Raw genomic sequence first — 25450 nt, forward strand, 5'->3', positions numbered from 1 at the left:
GGTCTCCTATTTTCTATCGTAAATATCAGCAACAAATGTCAGAACTTCCTCCGCCGTATGGGCCAGATGCGGATAGGAAAGCACGGGGCGGTCGATCACCACGACAGGCAGACCGAGATCTTCTGCCGCCTGAAACTTCGCATCCGTCCCGCCGACAGTGCCGCTGTTCTTCGTCACGATCACATCTGCTTCGTACTTCTCGTACATGGCACGGTTCAGCGCACGGGAAAAGGGCCCCTGCATCGCAATGATCTGCGCGGGCGTCAGCCCCAGCTCCGTGCAGAGTGCCACGACCTCCGCCGTCGGCAGAACGCGCGCCGTCAGCACGCAGTCAAACTCCGCTGCTGCATGGACAAAGCGCGCCAGATTGCGGCTGCCCGTCGTCAGAAAGATATGCCGCCCCAAGCCCGCCGCGGTCTCCGCCGCCTCCTCATAGGAGTGTACGAGATGCACCTTCTCATACGAGATATCGCTCAGATCGCGTTCGTAGCGGATGTAGGGAACATCTGCCGCCGCACACGCCGCCATGGCGTTGCGCGAAACATTGACGGCGTAGGGATGCGTTGCATCGACAAAGACGCGAACGCCGTGCGTCCTGAAATACGCCGTCATTTCATCCGCATCAAGCGGCGTATCATGTACCGTCAGATGCCCGCCTGCCGCACTCTGCGCCTCGAGCAGCTGCTCCCCATAAGAACTCACGACGGATGCTGTCACGTCATATCCCGCTTCGCAGAGGCGGCGGACGACGGCACGCCCGTCCTGCGTCCCCGCTGCCGTGAAGATCACAGTCCCGGCTCCCGCTTCTGATAGCCGCGCGGCGTAATCATCCACTGCCCGTTCTGCTTCGTCTTCGAGTTGCCGATGATCACAATCGAGAACATATTGATGTCCTCCCTGGTGAACGCACCGAGGGTTGAGATCACCACGTTCTCTCCCTCGCGGCTCGCCGATGTCACAATGCCGACGGGCGTTTCGGGCGTGCGCTCACGCAGGAAGATCTCCTGCACGGCCTGGATCTGGCCGACACGCTTATGACTGCGCGGATTGTAAAGCACCGTGACGAAGTCTCCCTTCGCCGCGAGCTCCGCACGCTCCTGGATCAGCTCCCACGGCGTGAGGAGGTCAGAAAGACTGATGACGGCAAAATCGTGCATGATCGGCGCGCCGAGGAGCCCTGCCGCCGCACTCATTGCCGAGACACCCGGGATCACGCCGCCGAATTCGGGACGCTGCTCCTCATCCATCTTCATGAGGAGTTCGAGCACCAGCCCGGCCATGCCATAGATGCCGGCATCGCCACTCGAGATCACGACGACATTCTCCCCCGCTGCTGCCTCCTCCAGTGCCGCACGGCAGCGATCGATCTCCTGCGTCATGCCTGTATCGAGCACCTTTTTCCCTTCGACCAGATCGGCAATCAGCTGGATATAGCGGCTGTAGCCGACAACGGCCGTCGCTTCCTCAATCGTGCGATGTGCACGATAGGTCATATCATCCGTACTGCCGGGGCCAATGCCCACAACACTTATTTTTCCCATAGGAGTGCCACCGTCACTTTCCCAAATACTGTTTTCCCGAGTGCCATGCGGCCGCCTTCCGCGCCTGCTGCACAGAGTGCCGCCGCCTCACATACATTTCCGACACCGATTGTTTTCCGCACAAAATCCGATTCGGTCAGACCATAGTCCTCAATCATCTGCCGAAGCGCCTCCTGCGGGAAAAAGACAATCTCACGGCCGAGCGTCTGCGCGGCTGCGAGAAGCCCTGCCTCATTGCGCTTGACCTCGGTACTCGCAAAAAGGTCGATGGCAAACGGTTCCCGTCCGATCATCCCACATGCCTCCGTCAACGCACGGAGAATCTGCGCTTCCGTTATATCGGCACGGCATCCGACGCCCGCGATCAGGCGCCGCGGAACAAGATAGAGCGTCCGCTCCTCCGCAGCGGCAGGCACATTCTCCGCCCCAACGATGACAACGCGACAGCTCGCTCCATCCGCAGGGGGAACCGCGCCGCGAAAGAGCCGTGCGCCGATCTCCTGCTCCCGCAGCTGCGCCTCATAGAAGGCAGCCTGCGGCAGATCACTGTCGATATCGTAGTGCACTTCCTCGCCCGCCATGAGCGCCGTATTCAGCACCTGTATGGCAGACTTTGGCACAGGGCGCAGGGCAAGCCGCGCGGCGACGGCATCGGGAGCGAGCACCCCCGTCACGTCCGTTGCCGTCGTGATGACGGGATCCGCACCCACCGCCGCACAAAGCGTACGTGTCAGATCATTCGCCCCGCCGACGTGTCCCGAAAGGAGACTGATTCCATGCCGCCCCTGCTCGTCAAAGACGATCACGGCGGGGTCGTACAGTTTGCTGCGGACACAGGGGGCAAGCGTACGCACGACAATCCCCGTCGCCATGACACAGACGAGTGCATCATAGCGTGAAAACGCCGTCGTCATCGCCGCGGACAGATGGGCAAAATAGGCAGTATCTCCTGCCGTAGGTGTACTGCCGCGCAGCCGCTCCGGCAAATAGAGCTGCGCCTCTCCGTCAAGGGCGGCACACAGACGCGCCGCAAGCGCAGCTCCGCCGTCCGTCAGGGCAAAGACAGCCGCTCTCACTGCTTTGCATCCCGAAACATGTGCGAGAAATTGGCAGCATAGAGCCGCGACGGCTCATACACCGCATCGAGGCAGTCGCCGACCACGATCATCGCCGTGCGGTCGATCTCCTCCGCCTTCACCTGCTCCGCAATCGTCGCAAGCGTACCGCGCAGGATCTTCTGCTCCGGCCATGTCGCGCGCTGCACAATGGCGACAGGCGTTGTCGGCTCATACCCGCCCGCTGTCAGCTCTGCCGCCACCTCCTCGATCATCGTGATCGAGAGGAAAATACACATCGTCGAATGGTGTGCAGCGAGACTGCGCAGCTTCTCGCGCTCCGGCACGGGCGTGCGCCCCTCGTTGCGCGTGATGATGACCGTCTGTGAGATGCCGGGCAGGGTATACTCCTGCCGCAGCGCCGCCGCTGTCCCGAGGAAAGAACTAACACCCGGCACGACATCATAGGAAAAGCCGCGCTTCTCCCATGCGTCCATCTGCTCTTGGATCGCCCCATAGATCGCAGGGTCACCCGTATGGAGACGCACAGTCATCTTTCCTGCCGTCTCCGCACGCGCGATCACCTCAATGACCTCATCGAGCGTCATGTGCGCCGAGTTGTGGATCTCCGCCTCCTCCTTGCAGAAATCGAGGAGTGCGGGGTTCACGAGCGAGCCGGCATAGATAACGACATCCGCCTCAGCCAGATAGCGTGCGCCCTTCACTGTGATGAGCTCAGGGTCACCGGGACCCGCACCGACAATATGAATCATGTATTCCTCACTTTCTCTGTGCCGTAATGATATAAATCGGATTCAGTGCCTTTGCCATATCGTAGGGGCCGACGCGTTCCAACCGACTGATCTGCACCTGTATAGCCTCATAGGTATAGAGCTCCGCATGCGCATGGAAATAATCCAGACAGGCGGCGACCGTCTGCATCGTAATCGCATTTGCCACGATGCGTCCGCCGCTCTGCATCCGCGTTCCGATGATGTCCAGAATCTCGGGCAGACGCCGTCCGCTGCCGCCGATCAAGGCGACATCGAGATGGGGAAGCCCGTCCAGCGCGGCGGGAGCCGCCCCCTCAACCACCGTGAGGTTCCGTGTGGAAAAACGTGCCGCATTCTCCTTGATGAGTGTGATCCCCTCGGGATTTTTTTCGATGGCGTAGACATGCCCCTGCAGTGCAAGATGCGCCGCCTCCACCGAGAGCGAGCCCGTTCCCGCGCCGACATCATAGACGACAGCATCGGGGGCAATCTGCGCCTTGACAAGCGTGAGGATTCGTATCTCCTCTTTTGTCATAGGCACATTTCCGCGCACAAAGGCATCATCTTTTATGCCGAGATTCATGCATCATCCTCCTTCACCGCACAGACGATAATCACGCCGTGCCCAATTCCCTCATCATGCGCCGCATCTCCCAGCGTCGTCCGAACAATGTTCTCATCCGCATAGGAAAGCCGCGTCGCTATATACATCACGTCATCTGCACGCCAGCCCGAGGAGAGCAGCCGCTGCGCGATGGTCTGCGAGTTGTGCTTCCCGTCCGTCAGCATCCCGAGCACGGCCTCTGCCGTACGCGAGAGCTCTTCTGCCCGCGGCTCGCGCCCGTGAAAACTGAGCAGGCGCGCATCGTGCCACGGCAGGGCGAGCCGTGCAAAGGCAAATTGGATCGAACTGATGCCCGGGATCACAGCCATCTGCTCTGGCGGAAACGTCCGCCGCAGAGCATCCAGCATCGAGTAGTAGCCGGGATCTCCCGAGACCATGACCACCACATCATCGTCGCGGAGCGCATCCCGGATAAAGGTCAGCACCTCTACAATATCCGCTCCGATCGCATGCGTACGCACCCCCGCAGGAGCAAGATCGGCGAGCGCGCGTCGCCCGCCGACGAGGACGCACGCGTCATGGATCGCCGCCCGTGCCTGCGGTAGAAGATAGGCGGGGTCGCCGGGGCCGATGCCGACGACGGTGATCGTATGTCTCATGCGTTCAGTCTCCATCCGCAGGCATCGGCAAAAGCCCGCGCCTGCTCATCCACACCGAGGATCTCCCCCGCGAAATTCACCATGACGGCACCGACCTTCATTTTCCCGAAGAGATACCGCTCCGCACGGATACGCACGCGTGCGGCGATCACCGCGCAGACCCGCTCAGCGAGCCCTGCCGACGCGATCACCGCCAGGGCATCCTCCGTCGTATTCGCCGCCAGTACGGCGCGCACATCCGTCTGGCTGAGCCCCTCAGCGGCAGCATACGCCGCGAGCGTCTCCAGCCGTGCATCCGCCATGCGGTTATGTGTATGGAAAATACCGGCGGCAATCTTCACGAGCTTGCCCGTATGACCGAGAATCAGTACGCCCTTTGTACCGCGCTCGGCGGCGCGCTCCAGCATAAAGCCGATAAAGTTGCTCGTCTCGATAATCGCCTTCTGCGAAATCCCCAGAGAGAGGGCAATCCGCTGCCCGATCTTCCCGGGAACAAAGACGAGCACCTCCTCCCCCGCCGCACGTGCTACATCAATCTGCGGAACAAGGGAGTCCTTGAACGCCTCCTCAGACATGGGGCGAAGCACGCCCGTTGTACCGATCACGGAGATGCCGCCCTCAATGCCGAGCACGGGATTGAGCGTTCTCTTTGCCAGTTCTGTCCCGGCCGGGATGGCAATCGTCACCTCTGCACCGGTATCCTCCCGTCCCGTCATCTCGGCAACAACGCGTCGGATCAGCTCACGCGGTCCCTGATTGATCGACGGCTCACCGACAGGAAGGCTCATCCCCGGCTTTGTCACCGTGCCGACCCCCTCGCCCGCACGGAACACAATCCTATCGGCATCATCGCATAGCCGGATCGTCGTATAGACGGAAACGCCGTTCGTGATATCGGGATCATCGCCCGAGAACTTGACGACCTCTGCACAGATCCCGTCCTCCGTGCGTGTGACCGCCTTGACGGGAATCGTCAGCGGCGTTCCGTCCAGTGCCGTGAGGGAAATCTCCTGCCACGGCTTCCCCTGCAAAAAGAGAAATGCCGCCTTGACCCCGGCTGCCGCGCACGCACCTGTCGTATATCCGCTGCGCAGTTCTGTCGCCATACATCGTCTCCGTCAAAACAAGAAATTTAGGAAGCACTGATAAATTCGGTACAACCATCTTGACGCATCTTTTTTGCCCGCACTTCGGCAGAAAATCCTCCACAGAGCACCACTCTGCGTCCGGTTTTCCACCTCGTTCGGACGAAAAAATCTATGTCAATCTGGCAGACCTCATTTTATCAGTGATTCCTTTATCGAAGAAAAACTGATTTATTATAACACTCTGCCGACAAAATGAAAAGGGAGCACCGTGCATTTTACACAGTGCTCCCCAGTGTCCTGTCAAATATTACGATAGAGCCCAATCACCTTGCCGAGAATCTGGACATCCGTCTCGTAGAACGGCTCCATGGAATCATTCTCGGGCTGCAGGCGGATGCAGGTCTTTTCACGGAAAAAACGCTTCACTGTCGCCGACTCACCGTTGACGAGCGCCACGACGATATCGCCGTTGTTCGCTGTCGGCTGCTGACGCACGAGCACGAAATCACCGTCGAAGATGCCGACGTTGATCATGCTGTCCCCCTGGATGCGGAGCATGAACACATCCTCCGCCGTCCCGAGAAGCCCGCGCGGGAAGGAGAATACATCCTCCACGTTCTGCTCGGCGAGGATCGGCTCGCCCGCCGTCACAACACCGACCAGCGGTACGGGGATCGTACGCCCCCACGGATTTTCCCCCATGATGTCGATCGCGCGCGGCTTCGTCGCATCACGGCGAATCATGCCGTTCTCCTCGAGCATCGACAGATAGCGGTGCACCGTCGAACTGGATTTCAACCCGACCGCCGTACCGATCTCACGAACCGAGGGCGGATACCCCTTCTCCACCAAGAACTCCTTGATGTAGTCCAAGATCTCCGACTGCCGCCGCGTGGATATTCTTGTCTTCTTCACCGTGATACCCCCTGACAGGTCCGCATACATACTATTATTGATATCATAGCATATATACGTTCTAAAAAAAAGGGGTAAGAGAAGATTTTCCACTAATTAGTATCAAATTTCTGCTCTGCATCGTGGAGGATACTGTCACGGCGTGCCTTCGAAGCGGAAAAATAGTCGTGGATCGCCTGTCGATCTCCTGCATCAATGGCCGTGATGACCTCCCCCATGATCGTCTGCAGCTCGCGCAGGGCATCCGTGATCGCCTCCGCGTTCGTCATGCAGATGTCCGCCCACATATCGGCATTCGAGGAGGCGATGCGCGTCGTGTCCTTGAACCCGCCGCCGATGAGCTTCAGGCAGGAGGAGAGATCATCCCCGCTGCGGTTGAGGAGGGTGACGAGAGCTGCCGCCGCGAGATGCGGCACATGGCTGATGACCGCGGCACAGCGGTCGTGCTGTGCGAGATCAAGTGTCGTAAATCGAGCACGGGTGAGGCGCAGAACATCCATCAGACGCTCCTTGACCTCCTGCGGGACGGCCGGATCATCGATGATGACGTACGCCTTATGGGCAAAGAGATCCTTCGTCGCCGCCGCAACGCCGCTCTTTTCGCGTCCCGTCATCGGATGTCCCGGGATATAGTAGATTTCCGCCGGCAGGATCTCATGCAGCTGCCGATAGAGCTCGCCCTTCGTACTGCCTGCATCCGTCAGGATCGCACCGCGCTTCAGATACGGCAGGATCCGCTGTACCATCGGAACAATCTGGAGGACGGGTGGACTGAGGTACACGATGTCCGCATCCCCGACCACCTTCGCCAGATCCGCCCCTGCATAGTCCACTGCACCGCAGTCCATCGCAGCGCGCATGGACTGCTCCGAACGGCAGAGCCCTGTAATGTAGATCTCGTCACCGAGAGCCTCTTTGAGGCACAGCCCGAGTGAGCCGCCGATCAGTCCGACGCCGATGATGGCAAGCTTCGTCCGCGTCATGCGCGCCGCCCGACGGCAGGAGCGATCTGCCGCACCTCATCCATCAGCATCTCAAAGTTGCGCGGGATCAAGCTCTGATCGCCATCGGACAGTGCCAGCTCGGGACGGCAGTGCACCTCGATGATGAGCCCGTCCGCGCCGACGGCGACGGAGGCACGCGCCAGCGGGCGCACCATCTGCCACCGTCCCGTCCCGTGACTGGGGTCAGCAATGACGGGAAAATGCGTCAGCTCTTTGAGTGCTGCGATCGCGTTGAGATCCATCGTATTGCGCGTATAGGTCTCATACGTACGGATGCCGCGCTCACAGAAGATGATGTTCTCGTTGCCGCCTGCCGCAATGTACTCCGCCGCGTTCAGCCACTCGCTGATCGTCGCGGAGAGCCCGCGCTTGAAGAGCACAGGCTTCTGCGTCTTGCCAAGTGCCTTGAGCATCTGGAAGTTCTGCATATTGCGCGCACCGACCTGCAGGAGATCGGCATACTCCGAGACGAGTCCGATGTCGTCCTTGTCCACGACCTCCGTCACAACGCGGAGCCCCGTCTTATCCGCGACATCGCGCAGGATCTTCAGCCCCTCCTCGCCGAGCCCCTGAAAGTCGTACGGGCTCGTACGTGGCTTGAACGCGCCGCCGCGCAGGAATTGTGCCCCCGCCGCCTTGACTTTGACCGCAGCATCATAGACCTGATCGTAGCTCTCGACGGAGCACGGTCCCGCCATGATCGCCAGCTGCTCACCGCCGACAGGGAAGCCCGACACGTAGACGATGCTGCTCTCGGGGTGGAACTCACGGCTAACGAGTTTGTACTTCTCCGTGATGCGCACCGTCTTTTCGACGCCCTCCATCATATTCATTTCGAGCCTCGAGATGAGCTGCTTGTCCCCGATCACACCGATGATGACACGATCCTCTCCCTTCGAGAGATGCGTGCGCAGTCCTGCCTGCTCAATCTTGGCGATCACATGGTCGATGTTCTCCTGCGTAGCTCCTGCGTTCATAACGACGATCATAGTGTACCTCCGTCATACCTTTATCATGGCGATTTCATCACAGTTCGGATACTTGGGGCAGTCGATGCATTCCTTCCAAACTTTCTGCGGCAGCTCCTCCCTGCTGATGCGGAGGAAGCCTAGGGTCTCAAAAAATGCCGGCTTGTAGGTAAGGGTAAAAACCTTCTCAATGCCGAGTGCATCCCCCTCGTCGAGGAGGCGGCGCACGATCTCTGCGCCGATCCCCTGTCGTATATGCGTCGGTGCAATCGCCATCATGCACACTTCGGCGAGACGATCCCACATGATGCGCAGCGCCCCGACACCGACGACAGTGCCGTTCTCCTCAGCGACAACAATATCGCGCAGGTTCTCATAGAGCGTATTGCGCGAGCGCGGCAGCATATCCCCCTGCGCCGCATAATCCCGCACGAGCTGATAAATGGGCTCAACATCGTCAAATTTTGCCTTGCGATAGATCACGCATATACCTCCTCTCTCCCCCGTATCCTATGCCGTGCTGCTCGGACAGACCGCTGCGAGTGCACACGTATCGCAGAGCGGCTTGCGTGCCTTGCAGACCTGCCTGCCGTGCAGGATCAGCCAATGATGTGCGTCACTCCAATCCGCGCGCGGAATCGCCTTCTGCAGCCCCTTCTCCACCTCGAGCGGTGTCGTCCCCACCGCAAGGCGCAGACGATTCGCCACGCGGAATACATGTGTATCCACGGCGATGGCAGGCGTATGAAAGGCAACGCTCATCACGACATTCGCTGTCTTGCGTCCGACGCCCGGGAGCTTCTGCAACGCCTCAAAGTCCGCCGGCACCGCGCCGCCGTAGTCATCCAGCAGGATATGACAGGTCTCTATAATATGCTTCGCCTTCATACGGAAAAATCCACAGTCATGAATCTCCGCCTCGAGAGCAGTCTGCCCGAGCGCGGCAATCGCAGCAGGCGTATTTGCCTTTGGAAAGAGTCGCCCCGTCACCACATTGACGCGCGCATCCGTACACTGTGCCGAAAGAATCACCGCAATGAGGAGCTCGAACGGCGTCTGAAATGTGAGCGCGGGCTTTGCATTTGGATAGAGGGACCGCAGAATGCGCAGCTGCTCTGCCTTAACTGCCTTCGTGACGCGCATCAGTTTGTCAGAGCGCGCGTCGGCGCTGGGATGCGCCCGCCGCGTGCAATGAAGGCCGCCGAACTGAAGGCGCTGCGGACGGGAACGATGGGCGAGTAGCCTAGGAGCCCCCCGAAGGAGACTGTCTCCCCCACCTTTTTCCCGGGCACGGGAATGACGCGCACCGCTGTCGTCTTGTTGTTCACCATGCCAATCGCCGCCTCATCCGCAATGATGCCGGCAATCGTACTGGCAGGCGTATCGCCCTCAATCGCGATCATATCCAGTCCGACCGAGCAGACGCAGGTCATCGCCTCAAGCTTTTCGATGGAGAGGCTGCCGCGCTGAACGGCGTCGATCATGCCCTCGTCCTCGCTGACGGGAATAAACGCCCCTGACAGGCCGCCGACATGGGAGGTTGCCATCAGGCCGCCCTTCTTGACCGCATCGTTGAGGAGTGCAAGAGCCGCCGTCGTACCGGGTGCCCCGCACGCCTCGAGTCCCATCTCCTCCAAGATGCGCGCCACACTGTCTCCGACCTCCGAGGTCGGTGCCAGAGAGAGATCGATGATGCCGAACGGGACGCCAAGGCGGCGTGACGCCTCACGCGCGACAAGCTGTCCCACGCGTGTGATCTTGAACGCCGTACGCTTGATCGTCTCGGCGATCTCCGTGAAGTCCGCGCCCTTCAGATCCTCAAGGGCATGCTTGACCACACCGGGACCGCTGACACCGACATTGATGACGCGGTCGCCCTCGGCAACGCCGTGGAATGCGCCAGCCATGAAGGGATTATCTCCGGGGGCATTACAGAACACGACGATCTTGGCGCAGCCAAGAGCCTCCTGCTCGCGCGTCAGCTCTGCTGTGCGCTTGATCACATCGCCCATCTCGCGCACGGCATCCATATTGATGCCCGCCTTTGTCGAGCCGATGTTGACCGACGAGCAGACAATATCCGTCGCTGCCATCGCCTGCGGAATGGAGTCGATGAGCACGCGGTCGCCGTGCGTCATTCCTTTTTCGACGAGTGCCGAAAATCCGCCAATAAAGTTGACCCCGACCGCCTTGCCCGCGCGGTCGAGTGCCTCCGCCACAGGGACGAAGGAATCCGTCTGACACGCATCCGCTGCAATCCCGATGGGCGTGACCGAGATGCGCTTATTGATGATGGGGATGCCGTACTCCGTCTCGATGTCCTCGCCCGTCTGAACGAGATATTCCGCCGAGCGCGTGATTTTCTCATAGACATTCTGGCAGAACTTCTCGAGATTCGGATGAGCGCAGTCCCGCAGGGAGATTCCCATCGTAATGGTACGCACATCGAGGCGGTTTTCCGTAATCATCCGATTGGTTTCACGGATGTTCTCAAATGTAATCAATCTGCCGCTCCTTGCTCAAATTTTGTGCATGACCTGGAAAATCTCCTGATGCTGAACCTTGATCTCGAGTCCCTGCTCCTCGCCCTTCTTCCGCAGAATCTCCTGCAGCTCCTTGAGCTTGATCTCTGCATCATCCGGCATCTCGGCTATCATCACCATGTTGAAAAAACCATCCATGATGTTCTGGTTCACATTCATGATGTTGACGCGTTGCTCGGCAAGAATCCCGCTCACCATCGCCACAATACCGACCTGATCCCGTCCGACTATCGTTACAACCAGCTTCATCTTTGCCACTCCTCATCCACTTGCCCGCATGGGCTATGCAATATACCCTGCATCATATCAAAAAAGGCAGACAGCGTCAAATGCAAATACGGCATGAACCACACTGCAACGTGCTGTTCATGCCGCATCAAAGCCCCAGATCTCCCATCCGCATCTCCGACACGTGATCGTCCGTGATGGAGAAGGCAAATCCGACCGTGGGATCCTCCTCGAAGAAATATATGTAGTCTTTTCCATAAATCATGCTCGGCTCGCCGTAGACACGCCGCAGCTCCTCGACGGGCGTGCCGATGCGCACGCCCTTGCCGGAGGCAATGGTATTGTGCGACCGTACGCGCACCATGCGCACTGTACCGTCCACCGTCTCGACGAGAAGGCCATCCTCATATCTGCACGCAACGATATCCTTGCCCGCATAGCGCATGGATTTCTGCGATGTCGTCTCCTGCGGTGTTCCATAGCTGGCGTGTACCTCTGCGTCCCCCGCACCATACGCGATGCCGCCGAGGAGCAGTGATTTGCGTTCCAGCCGAACGGCCGAGGTCTGCTCCTCTGTACGGTGCTGGCGAAGCAGCTGTGCCTCACGCTTTGCCGCATCATCCGCCATCAACGTCTTTTTGACAGACTCACGTGCAATCGGTACATGTCCGCTATGCGTACCGTCCTGCGGTTCTTCCGCACAGCCCGGAAACATAGAATAGGCGGTAAGAACAGCTGCGGCTCCTGCGATGGCAATTCCCGCATACATTGCGTTCTTTCGCATCTTCACCGACCATCTCTCCCTCAGCGGATTGTGCCCACGCAGAACTCGGCAACGCGGCCGTGCTCGATTTCAAAGGTAAGACCGACGCTGTTATCCCCATCCACGCGGTAGATGTAGTCGTCCCCATGGATCACATCCGGCTGCCCGTATGCCGCAATCAGTGCACTCAGATCACTGCCGACCGTGATGTTATCCTGCGTATAGATGCCGTTGCGCGCACCGACCTCAATCTGCCGAACGACGCCGTCCACAAAGATGATGTCAAAATCGCTGCCGTACTCCCACTCGGTCACATGACTGCCCGCGTACATGGAGTCATACTTCGTCTCCACCTCGCGCGGCGCGCCGTAAATACTGCGCACATAGCTCTCCGACGCACCGTATGCAATCCCGCCGGCAGCGAGCGCATCCTGCGGCACCGACGCCTGCACAGCGGTCATACCGAGGAAACTGATGCCAAGAGCCAATCCTGCGATTTTGCTGTAAAAAATCATCACGTTCTCTCCTTATTTTGTTATTAATAAAAATATAGGATAAAACGCTGAAAAGCCTCTGAATATTTCCTTTCAGAGGCTTTTCATATCTTAGGGAAGCACGGATAAACTCCATACAAGTATCCTGACGCATCTTTTTCGCCCGTTTTTCTTGTGCCCTTTATACCGCTTATGCGGTCCCCCTTCCCCGTAAATAACGGGAAAACTCTGATGATCCGTGATTCCTTAGAGTCGATCTATGTCGATATACACCCGATTCTGTTGGACACAAAGGTGACTCTCGGCGAGTATATCCTTCATTTTTCGCGTTTTCCCATACCCTTTCCGTATCTCCGTGAGTGGGATGAGACGGCAGAAGAGATTCATATCGATCCCGCGTGCAAATGGGACTTCGAGCAGCCCACTCTGTGTCTTGAGAAAACACGTCGTCATATCATACGCCTGCAACTTTTTCAACTCTTTGGACGAAAGCATCGCATGACATACGAGGTGGACGCCCATGGGATCAATGTCAATGCAGTCAATCAGTCCGAGGTCGATCGCCAGCCGCTTGAGATGTTCCTCACGCATCTGACGCGCCGCCACCATAAAAACGCGCTTCTTATGTTCTGTCACTACCTTGATGGCGGGCAGAAAATCCCGATCATGGGAAAATATGGCGACCCCGCCGATCTCCGCTTCTTCGTAAATTGCACGTACAATGGCCGCCGTCATAAAGGTATCGGCACTATTTTTTCCGACGAAGGCGCGCACGTAGTTGTGTCCAGCAGCCCACTTGGGACAGACTTTTCCAAATACATCGATCTGAACGAGCTCATGATCTTCCTGCAGACGGCTGCATCCCTCGATAAACAGGCGTTGACTGATATTCTCTGCATCGATAAAAGCGTGTATTTTCATGAGGATGCTCCTCTGCTGTATGTGTCGCAAAACTCCACTCCTGTGTTGCCATACCTCTTTTATTCTACTTGCGAACGCCTGATTCCTTCTTTTTAAAAATGAACTGTTCCGCACGCAGCAGAACAGTTCTATGATATTTTTACTTACACGCTTGGAACCGGCACATCCTCGTCCGACAGAGTTCCCTCAAGGTCGTGATTTGTGATCGCGCAGACAGCCGAATCCGACCAGACATTTTCCGCCGTCTCAATCATATCGATGATCGAGTAGATCGGCAGGATGACCCCCATGAGCCCGACCGGTGCGCCAATCGACGCCATGAGAGAGAGCGTCAGAAAATAGCAGCCCATCGGAACGCCCGCATTGCCGACGGCGGCGAGCACGGCGATAAAGAGCCAGCTGATCATCGTGCCGAGCGAGAGTTCCATCCCTGCATTCTGCATGACGTAGAGCGAGGTCACGAGAATGAACGCAGCACAGCCGTTCATGTTGATTGTCGTGCAGATTGGCAGGACGAAACGTGTCACCGAAGGATGCGCCTTAAGACGCTGCTCGGCAGAAGCGAGTGTCACGGGGAGCGTACCTGCCGAGCTCTTTGTAAAGAGAGCGACCGCGACCGCCGGCATCATCTGGCGGAACACGCGCACGGGATTCAGGCCGCGTACAGCGAGGAAGAACGGAATGACAACGAAGAACTGAATCAGATTGCCGCCGATAACAACCGCGGTATAGACACCGAGCGAGCCAATGATGACACCCGCCTCGATCTGTGCCGCGAGCTGTGCGGCAAAGGCGAGAATTCCCACAGGCAGGACAGTGATCAGCGCGCGAATGAGCGTGAAGAGCAGCTCCTGCAGACCGTGAATCCCCTTGAGGAGCATCTCACGGTTCTCCGTCTTGGGGGCAAAGGCAAGTCCGAGCCCCGCCGCAGCCGCAACGAGCATGACCGAGAGGACGTTGCCCGAGACAAACGGAGCGAGCACATTGTTCGGCACGATGGAGAGAAAGTGATCGTAGTAGGACAGCCCCTCCAGCTTGCCCGGCACATCCGATGCGCCCGCGCCGACGACATCGGCGGGCAGGTTCGCAGGTGCGAGCCAGAGGAAAAGTGCTAGTCCGACCGCCGCCGCACAGATCGTCGTCAGCAGTGTGTAGGTGACGGCGTGGGCAAAGATGCGCCCCGTGTCGCGCTTCGTCCCAAGCGCGGCAAGCGTCGTGATGACGGCAAGAGCAATCGTCGGCACGGCGACGAACTGGAAAAGGCGCGTAAAGACGGTTGCGATAAAGCTGAACAGGTCGTTCAGTGCGGGCACGTTCGCCCAGCCAAGAATACCACCGACGATGAGTGCCGCGATCCACAGCGCGAGCTGACGCTTCTGCCCGCTGAGCTTCGCGGCAGAGAGCGCGGCCTGCGCCTGCTGTTCCACCTCATCATGAGGCGTATGTTTATGTTGATCTGCCATAGAGAATTCCTCCATATCCCAAGATGTAAGAAATCGCTGGTAAGATGATACTGAGCAGATCAGCGATCTCCAAAAACATTGTTTGCATATTATATTTCTATGTTAATGATATGTCAAGTAAAAACTGCCGTGACAGCACGGCAGTTTTTCTCCGCAGGAGCAGCAAAGTGTACGAGAAAATCCGGTACGTCCTTATGCCTTGCCTGCAAGTTTCTTGTAGTTGTTGTAGCGCGTCTCCGCGTCCTTCTGCGTCTTCTCAAAGAGTGCATCCGCCGCCTCGGGGAAGCTGCGCTGGAGATTGATGTAGCGGTTCTCACCCAGCAGGAACTCACGGAACTTCGAGAAGTCCGGCTCTTTCGAATCGAGGCTGAACGGATTCTTGCCTGTCTCGATAAGCTGCGGGTTGTAGCGATAGTTCGCCCAGTAGCCGCACTCCACGGCGAGCTTGCCCTCAAGCTGAGCACAGCCCATGCCCTTGCGGATGCCGTGATTGATGCACGGCGAGTACGCAATGATGAGCGAGGGGCCCGGATATGCCTCCGCCTCGCTGATCGCCTTGAGCACCTGATTCTGATCGGCGCCCATGTCGATCTGGGCAACGTAGACGTAGCCATAGGACATCGCCATCATGCCGAGATCCTTCTTCTTCGTCTTCTTGCCCGTTGCAGCAAACTCTGCAATCGCCGCCGCCGGCGTGGACTTCGACGCCTGACCGCCCGTATTGGAGTAAACCTCCGTGTCAAAGACCATGATGTTGATGTCTTCGCCCGAGGCGAGCACGTGATCCACACCGCCGTAGCCGATGTCGTATGCCCAGCCGTCACCGCCGAAGACCCACTGCGAACGCTTGACAAAGTAGTCGTTGTCACTGTAGATGCGGCAGAGGAGCTCGTCCGTCCCCTTCTCCTTCTCGAGCAGCTCGCGCAGGAGGTCGGCGCGGTCGCGCGTTCCCTCACCGCTGTTGCGCTTTTCGAGCCAGAGCTGCATCGCCGCCTGGAGCTCCGCCGAGCCCTTCTTGGCCTCCAGTGCCTCCGTCACAGCGGCAGCGAGCGACTCACGTACCGACTTTGTGCCGAGCAGCATACCGAGACCATACTCTGCGTTGTCCTCGAACAGGGAGTTCGCCCATGCAGGACCGCAGCCCTTCTGGTTTTTCGTGTACGGAATGGCAGGTGCACTGGCGCCCCAAATGGAGGAGCAGCCCGTTGCATTGGCGATCATCATGCGGTCTCCAAAGAGCTGCGTGATGAGCTTGGCATACGGTGTCTCACCGCAGCCTGCGCACGCCCCCGAGAATTCAAAGAGCGGCTGCTCGAACTGCGAGCCGATCAGCGTTGTCTTCTTCATCGGGACATTCTTGACCGCGACCTTCGTCGTATCGACACCGTAGTCAAAGTACTTCTGCGCATCGCGGAGCTTGTCATCGAGCAGGGTCATATCAAGTGCCTTGCCCGGGCAGACCTGTGCACAGTTGCCGCAGCCAAGGCAGTCAAGTGTCGAGACGGCGATGGTGAGGTTCATTCCCTTTGCGGGACGCGACTTCACAGACTGCATCCCCTCAGGTGCTGCCGCAAGCTCCTCGTCCGTCGTCAGGATCGGACGAATCGTCGCATGCGGACAAACAAAGGAGCACTGGTTGCACTGAATACACTTCTCAGGGCGCCATACGGGGACAGAGATCGCCGTGCCGCGCTTCTCATAGGCTGTACCGCCCACGGGGAACGTACCGTCCTCCATGCTGAGGATCTCGGAGATCTTGAGCTTGTCGCCCTCCTGACGATTCATGACATTCTGGACGTTCGTGATGAATGCAGGCGTCTTCTCGTTGACCGGCACCTCTTCGTCCACAGCATCCTTCCACGCATCAGGAACATTGACGCGGTGCAGCGCCTCGATGCCCTTGTCGATCGCACCATTGTTCATGTTGACGACCTTCTCGCCCTTGCTGCCGTAGGAGGTGACAACCGCATCCTTGAGATACTTGACTGCATCGTCGAGCGGAATGATGTTGGCGAGCTTGAAGAACGCGGACTGCATGACCATGTTGAAGCGTCCGCCGAGTCCGAGCTCACGCGCGATGTGAACGGCGTCCACCGTATAGAACTGGATGTCGTTGCGTGCGATAAAGCGGCGCATTGATGCGGGCAGATGCGTATCCAGCTGCTCATCCGACCAGAACGTATTGAGCAGGAACGTGCCGCCCTTTCTGAGTCCTGCGAGCAGGTCATACTGACGTACATAGGACTGCTGCGAACAGGAGATAAAGTCCGCACGGTTGATGAGATACGGGCTGATGATCGGCGACTTGCCAAAGCGCAGGTGACTCATCGTGATGCCGCCCGACTTCTTCGAGTCGTAGGCAAAGTATGCCTGCGCATACATATCCGTCTTGTCGCCGATGATCTTGATCGCGCTCTTGTTCGCGCCGACCGTGCCGTCCGAGCCGAGTCCCCAGAACTTGCACGCCGTCGTCCCCTCCTTCGTGAGGTTGACATCGCTGTGTGCGGGCTTCAGGCTGCGGTTCGTCACATCATCGACGATGCCGAGCGTAAAGCCGTGCATCGGCTCGTCCTTCTTCAGCTCCTCGTAGACGCCGAAAATCTGATCCGGCGTCGTATCCTTGCCGCCGAGACCATAGCGGCCGCCGACGATGACGGGATCCATGCCTGAGCCATAGTACGCCGCCTTGACATCGAGGTAGAGCGGCTCGCCGAGGGCACCCGGCTCCTTCGTGCGGTCGAGGACAGCAACCTTCTTCACCGTTTTCGGGAGATACTTGAAGAAATGCTCGACGGAGAACGGACGATAGAGATGAACGGACAGCAGTCCGACCTTCTCGCCCTGTGCATTGAGATACTCTGCGACCTCCTCCGCCGTCTGGCAGACCGAGCCCATCGCAATGATGATGCGGTCCGCATCAGGTGCGCCGTAGTAGTCAAAGAGATGGTGCTCACGGCCTGTGATCTTTGCCATCTGTGCCATTGCTTCCTCAACGAGGGAAGGAATGGCATCATAGTAACGGTTGACCGCCTCACGCCCCTGGAAGTAGATATCAGGGTTCTGTGCCGTGCCGCGCACCACCGGATGATCCGGGTTGAGCGCACGGCGGCGGAACGCCTCAACGGCATCCCAGTCGAGGATCTTCGCGAGGTCAGCATAGTCCACGACCTCGATCTTCTGGATCTCATGCGAGGTGCGGAATCCGTCAAAGAAGTTGATGAACGGCACACGTCCCTTGATGGCGACGAGATGCGCTACTGCAGAGAGATCCATGACCTCCTGCACGCTCGACTCGGCGAGCATGGCAACACCTGTCTGACGCGCTGCCATGACATCCTGATGGTCGCCGAAAATGTTCAGCGAGGAGGCGGCAATGGCGCGTGCACTGACGTGGAACACGCCCGGCAGCAGCTCACCTGCAATTTTATACATATTGGGGATCATCAGCAGAAGCCCCTGCGATGCTGTGTAGGTCGTCGTCAGCGCACCCGCCTGCAGAGACCCGTGGACAGCACCTGCAGCACCGGCCTCCGACTGCATCTCAATCAGACGCAGCTTCTGTCCAAAGATATTTTTCATTCCTTTGGCAGCAAGGCTGTCGACATACTCCGCCATCGGCGACGAGGGCGTGATCGGATAGATCGCTGCCACGTCCGTAAAGGCATAGGAAATATAGCCCGCGGCGGTATTTCCGTCCATCGTCTTCATCTTTTTTGCCATAGTACTGCTCTCCTCTCTTTAGAGAAGCGCCGATAAATTCGGCACGACCATCTTGACGCATCTTTTTCGCCCGCTTATCGTTAGCAAATCCTCGACATAGCTCTCGCTATGCGTCCGGTTTGCTGTCTCAATCGGACAAAAAATCTACGGCAATCTGAGAGACTGTTTTATCAGCGATTCCCTAGAAATGCTTCTGCACTTCATCGAATATTAAAATATATACACATGAGCAAAGAATTTCTTCCCCTCCGTCGAACGAGAAACAATATCTATGGAGAAGTATCAATTCTATACTTTCCGTTTATTATACAACGGAACACCCGCCTTGTAAACAAGACAGGTGCTTTGTATCTCCGATATTACGGTGTTCTATCATTGTTTTTTATGATGCAAGCATCCGAACGCCCTATTTCGTTCCTGTTTCCTTCTGATTAAAGCTCGGTTCGCGTCTTTCCAAGAAAGCCGTCACAGCCTCACGATGATCAGGAGAGGCCCCCGCCTTCCCGAGATTTTCCGCCTCGATGCGGCTGTATGCCATATAGTCGCGGTAAAAAACCTCATAGTAAAGCTGTTTCTGCATGGCGATGGCATCAAGAGGACGGCGTAGGAGCTGTATGGCAAAGGCACGCGTTTCCTCCTCCAGTTTCCCCTCGGGGGCGATTCGCGTTGCCAGTCTGAGGCGCAGAGCCTCCTCACCAAAGACAGGGGTACTCAGTGCCATGAGCTCAATCGTCTTCGCAAGGCCGACAATCTGATGCAGGTGGTAGATGCAGCCCGTGTCCCCGGGCAGGGCGACGTTCGAGAACGCCGTGAGCAGGCAGCTCCCTTCCGTCATGATACGAAAATCTGCACCGAGCGCGAGCCCACAGCCCGCGCCCGCCGCTGTGCCGTTCACCATCGCGATCACAGGTTTTCGGCACTTTCGCAGAGCAAGCGACGCCTGCCCCGTCAGCATGGAGAGTTCATAGCTGATGAATTCAAAGGTCGCCATCTCCTTGATGTCGCCGCCTGCGGAGAAATTCTTGCCCGCACCCGTGAGGATGATCACCTTCACCGCTTCGTCCGCATCACAATGCTCCACAGCCGCAATCAAATCGCGAAACATCTGCGCGTCCAGTGCGTTGTTTGACGCCGGACGATCCATAACGATCTGCGCGATACCATCCTGAATGGATTGCTTTATATGCTGATACATGGGAAACCTCCTATCGGAATACACAAAGGACGATGTCCCGCTCGGGCAGCGTGCGGGACATTCTCAGCAGCTTGTCCTGCCAAGGAGCGGATGTGCGGTCGGACGCAGATCACGCACGCGGATGAGGTGCAGTGCCTCTGAGAGATCAATGTCTCTACGTTCGGAACCGTTCTCGTACACGTAGACCGGATGCTCCGCACCGACCTCGCTGCCCGGCATATATACGTACTCCGCCGTATGCGCATCACCAAAGATGATGCCGCGATCCAGCTGTGCTTCGCGTATCAAAACATATCCCTCCGCCAGAGCAGGTAGACCGCCAGCGTCGATACGCAGACAGCGAAGATGAGCACGCGCAGAAAGCCTGTCGGATCATCCTGATACGGCACCGGCACATTCATCCCTAGAAAACTTGAGATTACCGTCGGGATGGCGAGAATAATCGTAATTGCGGTCAGAAACTTCATCACGAGGTTCAGATTGTTCGAGACGATGGACGAAAACGTATCGGCAAGACGCGCCAAGATCGTGCTGTATAGATCCGCCATCTCACGCGCCTGCTTATTCTCGATGATGACATCCTCCAGGAGATCCTCGTCCTCCTCATACATGCGAAAGATATGATGGAGGGAGGTATTCGTCCGCAGGCGCATCAGGCGGTCGAGCACCGCTCCGTTCGAGCGCAGTGCTGCATTGAAATACGTCAGGCCCTTCTGCAGCTGCAGCAGACGCAGGATTTCGCTGTTCTTCATATCATGCCGCAGCCGATCCTCGATCTCCTCGGTCAGCTTGCTGATCTGCCGCAGATAGCGCAGGTAGAACACATCGGATTTATAGAGAATCTGAAAGAGGAACCGCGTCCGCTTGTACGTGCGGAACATCTTCGCTGTCCGCTCGTTGAACTCCGCGATGACGGGCGTCTCTTCGAGACAGACGGTGATGACATGCTCATCCGTGAGAATGATCGCAAGCGGCAGTGTGTCGTAGCTGTCCTCGCCGCGATAGACGGGGACATTGGTCAGGATCATGACGGAGTCATCCTCAACATCCGTATGCGAACGCTCCTCATCGTCGAGAGCGGAACGCAGGAAATCGGGATCAACCTCTGTGAGGGTACTGACGACCTTCAGCTCGTATGGCGTCGGATTGACGATATTGATCCATGCCCCTTTGGACAGCGTCTTGAGTGACAGCTCCTGCAAGGGGCCGGATTCCATGGATTTATAAATCTGCAGCAAGGGAGAACGCTCCTTTCCGATCGTCCTCCCCCGCTGTCACCGCATCATAGCTGCGCAGCGAAGGGAGGACAAAATACACGTATGCGGCGGAGGCTGCAAAGGTGTATCGTCCATGCTCTTCACTTCCTTTCATCGTGCTCAGAAATTACGCTCAAACATTAAAACGGAAATTCACCACATCACCGTCGCGCATGACATAGTCCTTGCCCTCAAGGCGCACCAGACCCTTGTCACGCGCTGCCGCGACACTGCCGAGCGAGATGAGATCGTCATAGTTCACGATCTCCGCACGGATGAACCCGCGCTCAAAGTCCGTGTGAATCTTTCCTGCCGCCTTCGGCGCGGTCGTTCCGCGCGTAATCGTCCACGCATGGCACTCATCCTCTCCCGCCGTAAGGAATGTCTGCAGGCCGAGCAGGGCAAACGCACCGTGGATCAGGCGATCCAGCCCGCTCTCCGCAAGACCAAGATCTTCGAGGAATGCCGCTGCTTCCTCGTCATCGAGCTCGGCGATCTCCTCCTCGAGGCGCGCCGATACTGTCACCACCTGCGCGCCCGTACGTGCAGCATACTCCTTCACCTTCTGCACGTAGGGATTCTCCGTATCCGCCGTCGCCGCCTCATCCTCGCCGACATTCGCGATGTAGAGGATGGGCTTGCGCGTGAGGAGATTCAGATCGCGCAGGATCCCCTGCTCCTCCTCGGAGAGCTCCACCTCGCGCGCAGGCCGCCCCGCATCGAGTGCCTCCTTCAGGCGCTCCAGTGCCGCATGCTCCGCCTTTGCCTCTTTGCTCCCCGATTTCAGCAGTTTCGTCACCTTGGCCAGGCGTTTTTCCACCGCCTCCAGATCGGCAAGGCACAGCTCCGTCTCGATGATGTCAATATCGCGCAGTGGGTCAATGCCGCCCTCTACATGCGTGATGTCCGAGCTCTCAAAGCAGCGCACCACGTGGGCGACAGCATCCACCTGGCGGATGTGCTCGAGGAACTTGTTGCCAAGCCCCTCGCCCTTCGAGGCACCCTTCACAAGGCCTGCAATATCGACGAAGCGCACACTGGCGGGCGTCGTCTTTTTGGAATGATAGAGATCCGTCAGCACCTTGAGACGCGCATCCGGTACGGCCACGACGCCAACGTTCGGCTCAATCGTGCAGAACGGGTAGTTCGCCGCCTCTGCTCCCGCCTTCGTAATGGCGTTAAACAGCGTGCTTTTTCCCACATTCGGCAGACCGACGATTCCGACTTCAAGGTTGCTCACAGATATTCCTCCAAAACACGTTATGACAGATATACACGTTATGTTATAGCACACAACCCATGCACAGGTCAATTCCAACACAGTTTTCCGACGCTTTTCTTCACAGCATGGACGTATATGTTGCAAATGGTACTTTCAATTTTTATATCTTGTGCTATAATGTGAAAAAGTCAAGGATATCTTCCTTCTTTTCACTGTATTTTCCCATAGGAGGTCATTATGGCAATTACCAAAGATATGAGCATCATCGAGATTGTGCAGAAGTACCCCGACACGGTCGAGGTTCTGATGAACGCAGGCATGGGCTGCCTCGGCTGCGCGGCGGCACATTTCGAAAACATCGAGCAGGGCGCACTGGCACATGGCATCGACATCGACGCACTCATCGACAAGCTCAACGAGACGGTCGGCGAGACAGCCGCGGCACAGTAAGCAAAATACGCACGAAAAAGCCACCTCACGACAGCGAGGCGGCTTTTTTGATGCAGTTGTTAGAGCATTTCCCGCACATCCCACCAAATCACGGCCGAGCGCGTTGCAACAGTGCATTTTCCGTTCTTTGCCTCCGCGCAGACGGCACGGTGCAGCTCCTCACGCACGGCATCCGTGACATCGCCCTCATACTGCTCATAGGCGAGCAGCCGATACCGCAGCTCATCCTCAATACTGCGCTCACAGCGATAGTCAATCGTATGCACGTTGGCGAACCGTCCCTGCGCAGCAAGCATATTGTAGAGAATCTGGAACTCCTCCACGTCACAGCTGCTCGCCGAGCGCGGATTTTTCTTGTCGGGGATCTCCGCCACGATGGCGCAGTATGCCTTCGTATATGCCTCCATCTGCAGGATGAGCGGCCATACATTCGCATACATCCAGAAGACGAGCGACACCGTCACGAGATCAAATGCACGGTCAAGTGCCCCACCGACAGGAAGATCCTGCACCAGCTCCTCGATCACCGCATAGTTGGACACTCCTGCCGCAGCGGCATTTTCCCGCAGGAGGCGGACCATCTCATGCGACGGTTCCACGGCCGTAGCGAATTTGATCTTCTCGGCAAAGGGAATAATAAAGGAGCCGGGTCCCGCGCCGATATCGAGCATCGTCGCGTCCGCGCTCAGAATGTGCCGCAATGCCGCATAGGTTTTCCGCCCGTAGTCATAATCGTTGCTGCGGCGCATGGCGGAGAAATCCCGTGCGCGCTTGTCCCAATAATCCACCTGCGGGTTTGCCCGTATGTGCTCCACGCGTTCGTGAAATTTCTCCTTCCACCAGGCATTCCAAAAAGAAAAGTCCGGCTTATCTCCCATGCAAATACTCCTTTCCCGCGGCGAAATGCTCCTGTTCAATGATGCCGAATAACGGTAAATCGTGCGAGAGAAATCGGCTCTTTCGGCATGATGTGTGCCTTCTCCCGTGCAATGGCGATCTGCTGCTCCGCCGTGTCGATCCCCGCGAGATCGGGCAGCAGGAGACCGCGCCGACGGTCCGCCACGCTTTTTACGATAACGCCGTAGACATGCGGATCCAGTTCCTCTGCCGACGTGATCGGCTCAGGCGTACTGAGCACATCCACGCTGTAGACGAGACGATCCAGTTCCTCCACGGCAATCGGCTCAAATCGGCTGTCGTGTGCCGCTGCCGAGACTGCATTGTAGAGAATCTCCTCGGCGAGACTCTGCTGTGCGGGCAGAAACGTCCCGATGCAGCCGCGCAGTTTGCCATATTTCTTGATGGAGACAAAAACCCCCGCACGTCCCTCCGTCAGCTCCTCCGGCATATCCGGCGGCAGAGCGGCATAGCTATGCGTCCGCACAAAGTGCTCCACGCTCGCCCGCGCGAGACGTACATACATATCCTCCGATGCACGCAGCTTCTCCATCGCCGCATCCTCCGCACGAACGAGCTGTGCCGTATAGTCGCGGCTCTCATCCGTTCCCGTGACCGTAAAGGAAGCCACTGCATAGCCGACACCGAAGGGGCCTTCATAGCTGCAGAGACGGCTCTCTATCGCACTGCCGTCGAGCACTCCGGCGAGCACCCAGAGACCATTCAGCCCACAGTGCCCTGCCGTCTCGGCAAAGCTCCCCGGAATCTGCAGCAGGGAGAAAAAATCTCCTGCCCCCATAAACGCCGTACAAAGGCGGTCAAACTCCGGTCCCTCCGCGGCGAAACCATTCGGTGCCGCAGGACTGAGCCGATGCGAGAGATCGCCGCTCGCGATACACACCGTACGCCGCCCCAGCCGCTCCGACACGGCAGCAATGCACTGACCGAGCCGCGCGTGCAGATATGCCGGCAGACCCGAAATACCGATGCGCACCACCTTGACCGGCGCATCTCCGAGATAATCGCTCAAAAAGGCCAGCGGAATCATCGTCCCGTGATCGAGTGCTGCCTCCCGCTCTCCGAGGGTGCCCGCCGGAATATCGTGATCCATCGCCGTCGCGGCGAGCATCCGCACAAAATCTTCGTCATAGTCGACACCGACGGAGATCGCGGGATGCCCAAATGCCGCAAAATTTCCTTCCGCACGCTCTCCCGGTGAGATATGAAAGTAATCCTCATAGACGACAGCATGCGGGCTGATGACAACGACGGTATCGGGATGGAGCTCTGCCGCCGCACGCATGACCTCACGATAGGCGTCAATGGTGTGCGCAATCTCCTGCTCGCGTCCCGCGCCGATCGCAGGAAGAATGAGCGGCGGATGCGGTACAGCATAAGCAGCAAGAACAGACATAAGATTCACACTCCTATACAACAAATGACGGGCTTCATTTCATCCGTGATTCCCTAAAAAAATACCGACTGCACTGCAGTCGGAAGGAACTGTGCACCATGGGTGCGGCTTCGTCCTGCCAAGGAAAAGAAGACGGCATAAACCTGCAGCGAACCCACGAGGACAATGAAAGGAAGCGCTGAGCCCTATCCTGTCAGCGGTTCCGATAAGCCAAAATGGTGCGGATGAAGGGGGTCGAACCCATACGCCTTGCGGCACTGGATCCTAAGTCCAGCGCGTCTGCCAGTTCCGCCACATCCGCATGGAAATCATTCTA

General features: G+C 57.8%; 26 protein-coding genes and 1 tRNA gene. 1 reads left to right on the plus strand and 26 read right to left on the minus strand.

Going from position 1 to position 25450, the window contains the following annotated elements:
* Positions 1-6: 6 nt before the first annotated feature.
* From cobK to ychF, 23 genes are all read right to left on the minus strand, one after another.
* Complete coding sequence (cobK, locus tag ADJ74_RS00275; RefSeq protein WP_050340979.1) at positions 7-789, minus strand: precorrin-6A reductase; 783 nt, start codon at positions 787-789, stop codon at positions 7-9.
* Complete coding sequence (gene cobJ / locus ADJ74_RS00280) at positions 786-1541, minus strand: precorrin-3B C(17)-methyltransferase (RefSeq protein ID WP_050340981.1); 756 nt, start codon at positions 1539-1541, stop codon at positions 786-788. The genes cobK and cobJ overlap by 4 nt, the downstream gene beginning before the upstream one ends.
* The gene (locus ADJ74_RS00285; protein ID WP_050340983.1) at positions 1529-2617 is read right to left on the minus strand and encodes a cobalt-precorrin 5A hydrolase; all 1089 of its coding nucleotides are present in this window, start codon (positions 2615-2617) and stop codon (positions 1529-1531) included. The genes cobJ and ADJ74_RS00285 overlap by 13 nt, the downstream gene beginning before the upstream one ends.
* Positions 2614-3369, minus strand: coding sequence for a precorrin-4 C(11)-methyltransferase (gene cobM, locus ADJ74_RS00290; protein WP_050340985.1), 756 nt, complete (start codon positions 3367-3369; stop codon positions 2614-2616). Before cobM ends, ADJ74_RS00285 begins: the two co-directional genes overlap by 4 nt.
* Positions 3370-3376: 7 nt before the next feature.
* The gene (gene cbiT, locus ADJ74_RS00295; RefSeq protein ID WP_050340988.1) at positions 3377-3952 is read right to left on the minus strand and encodes a precorrin-6Y C5,15-methyltransferase (decarboxylating) subunit CbiT; all 576 of its coding nucleotides are present in this window, start codon (positions 3950-3952) and stop codon (positions 3377-3379) included.
* The gene (cbiE, locus tag ADJ74_RS00300) at positions 3949-4593 is read right to left on the minus strand and encodes a precorrin-6y C5,15-methyltransferase (decarboxylating) subunit CbiE (RefSeq protein WP_253271705.1); all 645 of its coding nucleotides are present in this window, start codon (positions 4591-4593) and stop codon (positions 3949-3951) included. Before cbiE ends, cbiT begins: the two co-directional genes overlap by 4 nt.
* On the minus strand, positions 4590-5699 hold the full coding sequence (cbiD, locus tag ADJ74_RS00305) for a cobalt-precorrin-5B (C(1))-methyltransferase CbiD (RefSeq protein WP_050340992.1): 1110 nt from the start codon (positions 5697-5699) through the stop codon (positions 4590-4592). Before cbiD ends, cbiE begins: the two co-directional genes overlap by 4 nt.
* Positions 5700-5981: 282 nt before the next feature.
* Positions 5982-6596: a transcriptional repressor LexA gene (gene lexA / locus ADJ74_RS00310; RefSeq protein WP_039980857.1), complete on the minus strand. Its 615-nt coding sequence runs from the start codon at positions 6594-6596 to the stop codon at positions 5982-5984.
* Between the two features lie 92 nt (positions 6597-6688).
* A complete protein-coding gene (locus tag ADJ74_RS00315) occupies positions 6689-7579 on the minus strand; it encodes a prephenate dehydrogenase/arogenate dehydrogenase family protein (RefSeq protein WP_050340995.1) in 891 nt (296 codons plus the stop codon).
* Positions 7576-8589 carry a 3-deoxy-7-phosphoheptulonate synthase gene (aroF, locus tag ADJ74_RS00320; protein WP_050340997.1) on the minus strand — a complete coding sequence of 338 codons (1014 nt, stop codon included), beginning with the start codon at positions 8587-8589 and terminating at the stop codon, positions 7576-7578. Before aroF ends, ADJ74_RS00315 begins: the two co-directional genes overlap by 4 nt.
* Positions 8590-8601: 12 nt before the next feature.
* A complete protein-coding gene (locus ADJ74_RS00325) occupies positions 8602-9051 on the minus strand; it encodes an N-acetyltransferase (RefSeq protein WP_050340999.1) in 450 nt (149 codons plus the stop codon).
* 27 nt (positions 9052-9078) lie between these two features.
* Positions 9079-9711, minus strand: coding sequence for an endonuclease III (nth, locus tag ADJ74_RS00330; RefSeq protein WP_050341001.1), 633 nt, complete (start codon positions 9709-9711; stop codon positions 9079-9081).
* A complete protein-coding gene (locus ADJ74_RS00335) occupies positions 9711-11072 on the minus strand; it encodes a PFL family protein (RefSeq protein WP_009442400.1) in 1362 nt (453 codons plus the stop codon). Before ADJ74_RS00335 ends, nth begins: the two co-directional genes overlap by 1 nt.
* 15 nt (positions 11073-11087) lie before the next feature.
* Positions 11088-11360, minus strand: a complete 273-nt coding sequence (locus tag ADJ74_RS00340) for an ACT domain-containing protein (RefSeq protein ID WP_009442401.1) — start codon at positions 11358-11360, stop codon at positions 11088-11090.
* A gap of 127 nt (positions 11361-11487) precedes the next feature.
* A complete protein-coding gene (locus ADJ74_RS00345) occupies positions 11488-12123 on the minus strand; it encodes a hypothetical protein (RefSeq protein ID WP_050344133.1) in 636 nt (211 codons plus the stop codon).
* A 20-nt stretch (positions 12124-12143) separates the two neighbouring features.
* Complete coding sequence (locus ADJ74_RS00350; RefSeq protein ID WP_009442404.1) at positions 12144-12617, minus strand: hypothetical protein; 474 nt, start codon at positions 12615-12617, stop codon at positions 12144-12146.
* 225 nt (positions 12618-12842) lie between these two features.
* Positions 12843-13631 carry an NYN domain-containing protein gene (locus ADJ74_RS00355; protein WP_371257526.1) on the minus strand — a complete coding sequence of 263 codons (789 nt, stop codon included), beginning with the start codon at positions 13629-13631 and terminating at the stop codon, positions 12843-12845.
* A gap of 29 nt (positions 13632-13660) precedes the next feature.
* Positions 13661-14980: a dicarboxylate/amino acid:cation symporter gene (locus ADJ74_RS00360; protein ID WP_050341005.1), complete on the minus strand. Its 1320-nt coding sequence runs from the start codon at positions 14978-14980 to the stop codon at positions 13661-13663.
* A gap of 192 nt (positions 14981-15172) precedes the next feature.
* On the minus strand, positions 15173-18700 hold the full coding sequence (gene nifJ, locus ADJ74_RS00365) for a pyruvate:ferredoxin (flavodoxin) oxidoreductase (RefSeq protein ID WP_050341007.1): 3528 nt from the start codon (positions 18698-18700) through the stop codon (positions 15173-15175).
* A gap of 406 nt (positions 18701-19106) precedes the next feature.
* On the minus strand, positions 19107-19895 hold the full coding sequence (locus tag ADJ74_RS00370; protein WP_050341009.1) for an enoyl-CoA hydratase/isomerase family protein: 789 nt from the start codon (positions 19893-19895) through the stop codon (positions 19107-19109).
* A gap of 63 nt (positions 19896-19958) precedes the next feature.
* Positions 19959-20183, minus strand: a complete 225-nt coding sequence (locus tag ADJ74_RS00375; RefSeq protein WP_050341011.1) for a hypothetical protein — start codon at positions 20181-20183, stop codon at positions 19959-19961.
* The gene (locus tag ADJ74_RS00380) at positions 20180-21133 is read right to left on the minus strand and encodes a magnesium transporter CorA family protein (RefSeq protein WP_039981535.1); all 954 of its coding nucleotides are present in this window, start codon (positions 21131-21133) and stop codon (positions 20180-20182) included. The genes ADJ74_RS00375 and ADJ74_RS00380 overlap by 4 nt, the downstream gene beginning before the upstream one ends.
* 151 nt (positions 21134-21284) lie before the next feature.
* A complete protein-coding gene (gene ychF, locus ADJ74_RS00385) occupies positions 21285-22391 on the minus strand; it encodes a redox-regulated ATPase YchF (RefSeq protein ID WP_050341013.1) in 1107 nt (368 codons plus the stop codon).
* Between the two features lie 219 nt (positions 22392-22610).
* On the opposite strand from ychF, the gene ADJ74_RS00390 reads away from it, so the two are divergent.
* The gene (locus tag ADJ74_RS00390) at positions 22611-22823 is read left to right on the plus strand and encodes a DUF1858 domain-containing protein (RefSeq protein ID WP_009442412.1); all 213 of its coding nucleotides are present in this window, start codon (positions 22611-22613) and stop codon (positions 22821-22823) included.
* Positions 22824-22882: 59 nt separating this feature from the next.
* Here the strand turns inward: ADJ74_RS00390 and ADJ74_RS00395 are convergent, their stop codons facing one another.
* The 3 genes from ADJ74_RS00395 to ADJ74_RS00405 form a co-directional block, all read right to left on the minus strand.
* Positions 22883-23701 carry a class I SAM-dependent methyltransferase gene (locus ADJ74_RS00395; RefSeq protein WP_050341015.1) on the minus strand — a complete coding sequence of 273 codons (819 nt, stop codon included), beginning with the start codon at positions 23699-23701 and terminating at the stop codon, positions 22883-22885.
* A gap of 35 nt (positions 23702-23736) precedes the next feature.
* Complete coding sequence (amrA, locus tag ADJ74_RS00400) at positions 23737-25134, minus strand: AmmeMemoRadiSam system protein A (RefSeq protein WP_050341017.1); 1398 nt, start codon at positions 25132-25134, stop codon at positions 23737-23739.
* 216 nt (positions 25135-25350) lie between these two features.
* A tRNA-Leu gene (locus tag ADJ74_RS00405) sits at positions 25351-25435 on the minus strand.
* Between the last annotated feature and the right edge of the window lie 15 nt (positions 25436-25450).

Origin of the sequence: Selenomonas sp. oral taxon 478 (assembly GCF_001189555.1) — a bacterium.
In the GTDB taxonomy this organism is placed as follows: Bacteria; Bacillota; Negativicutes; order Selenomonadales; family Selenomonadaceae; genus Centipeda; species Centipeda felix.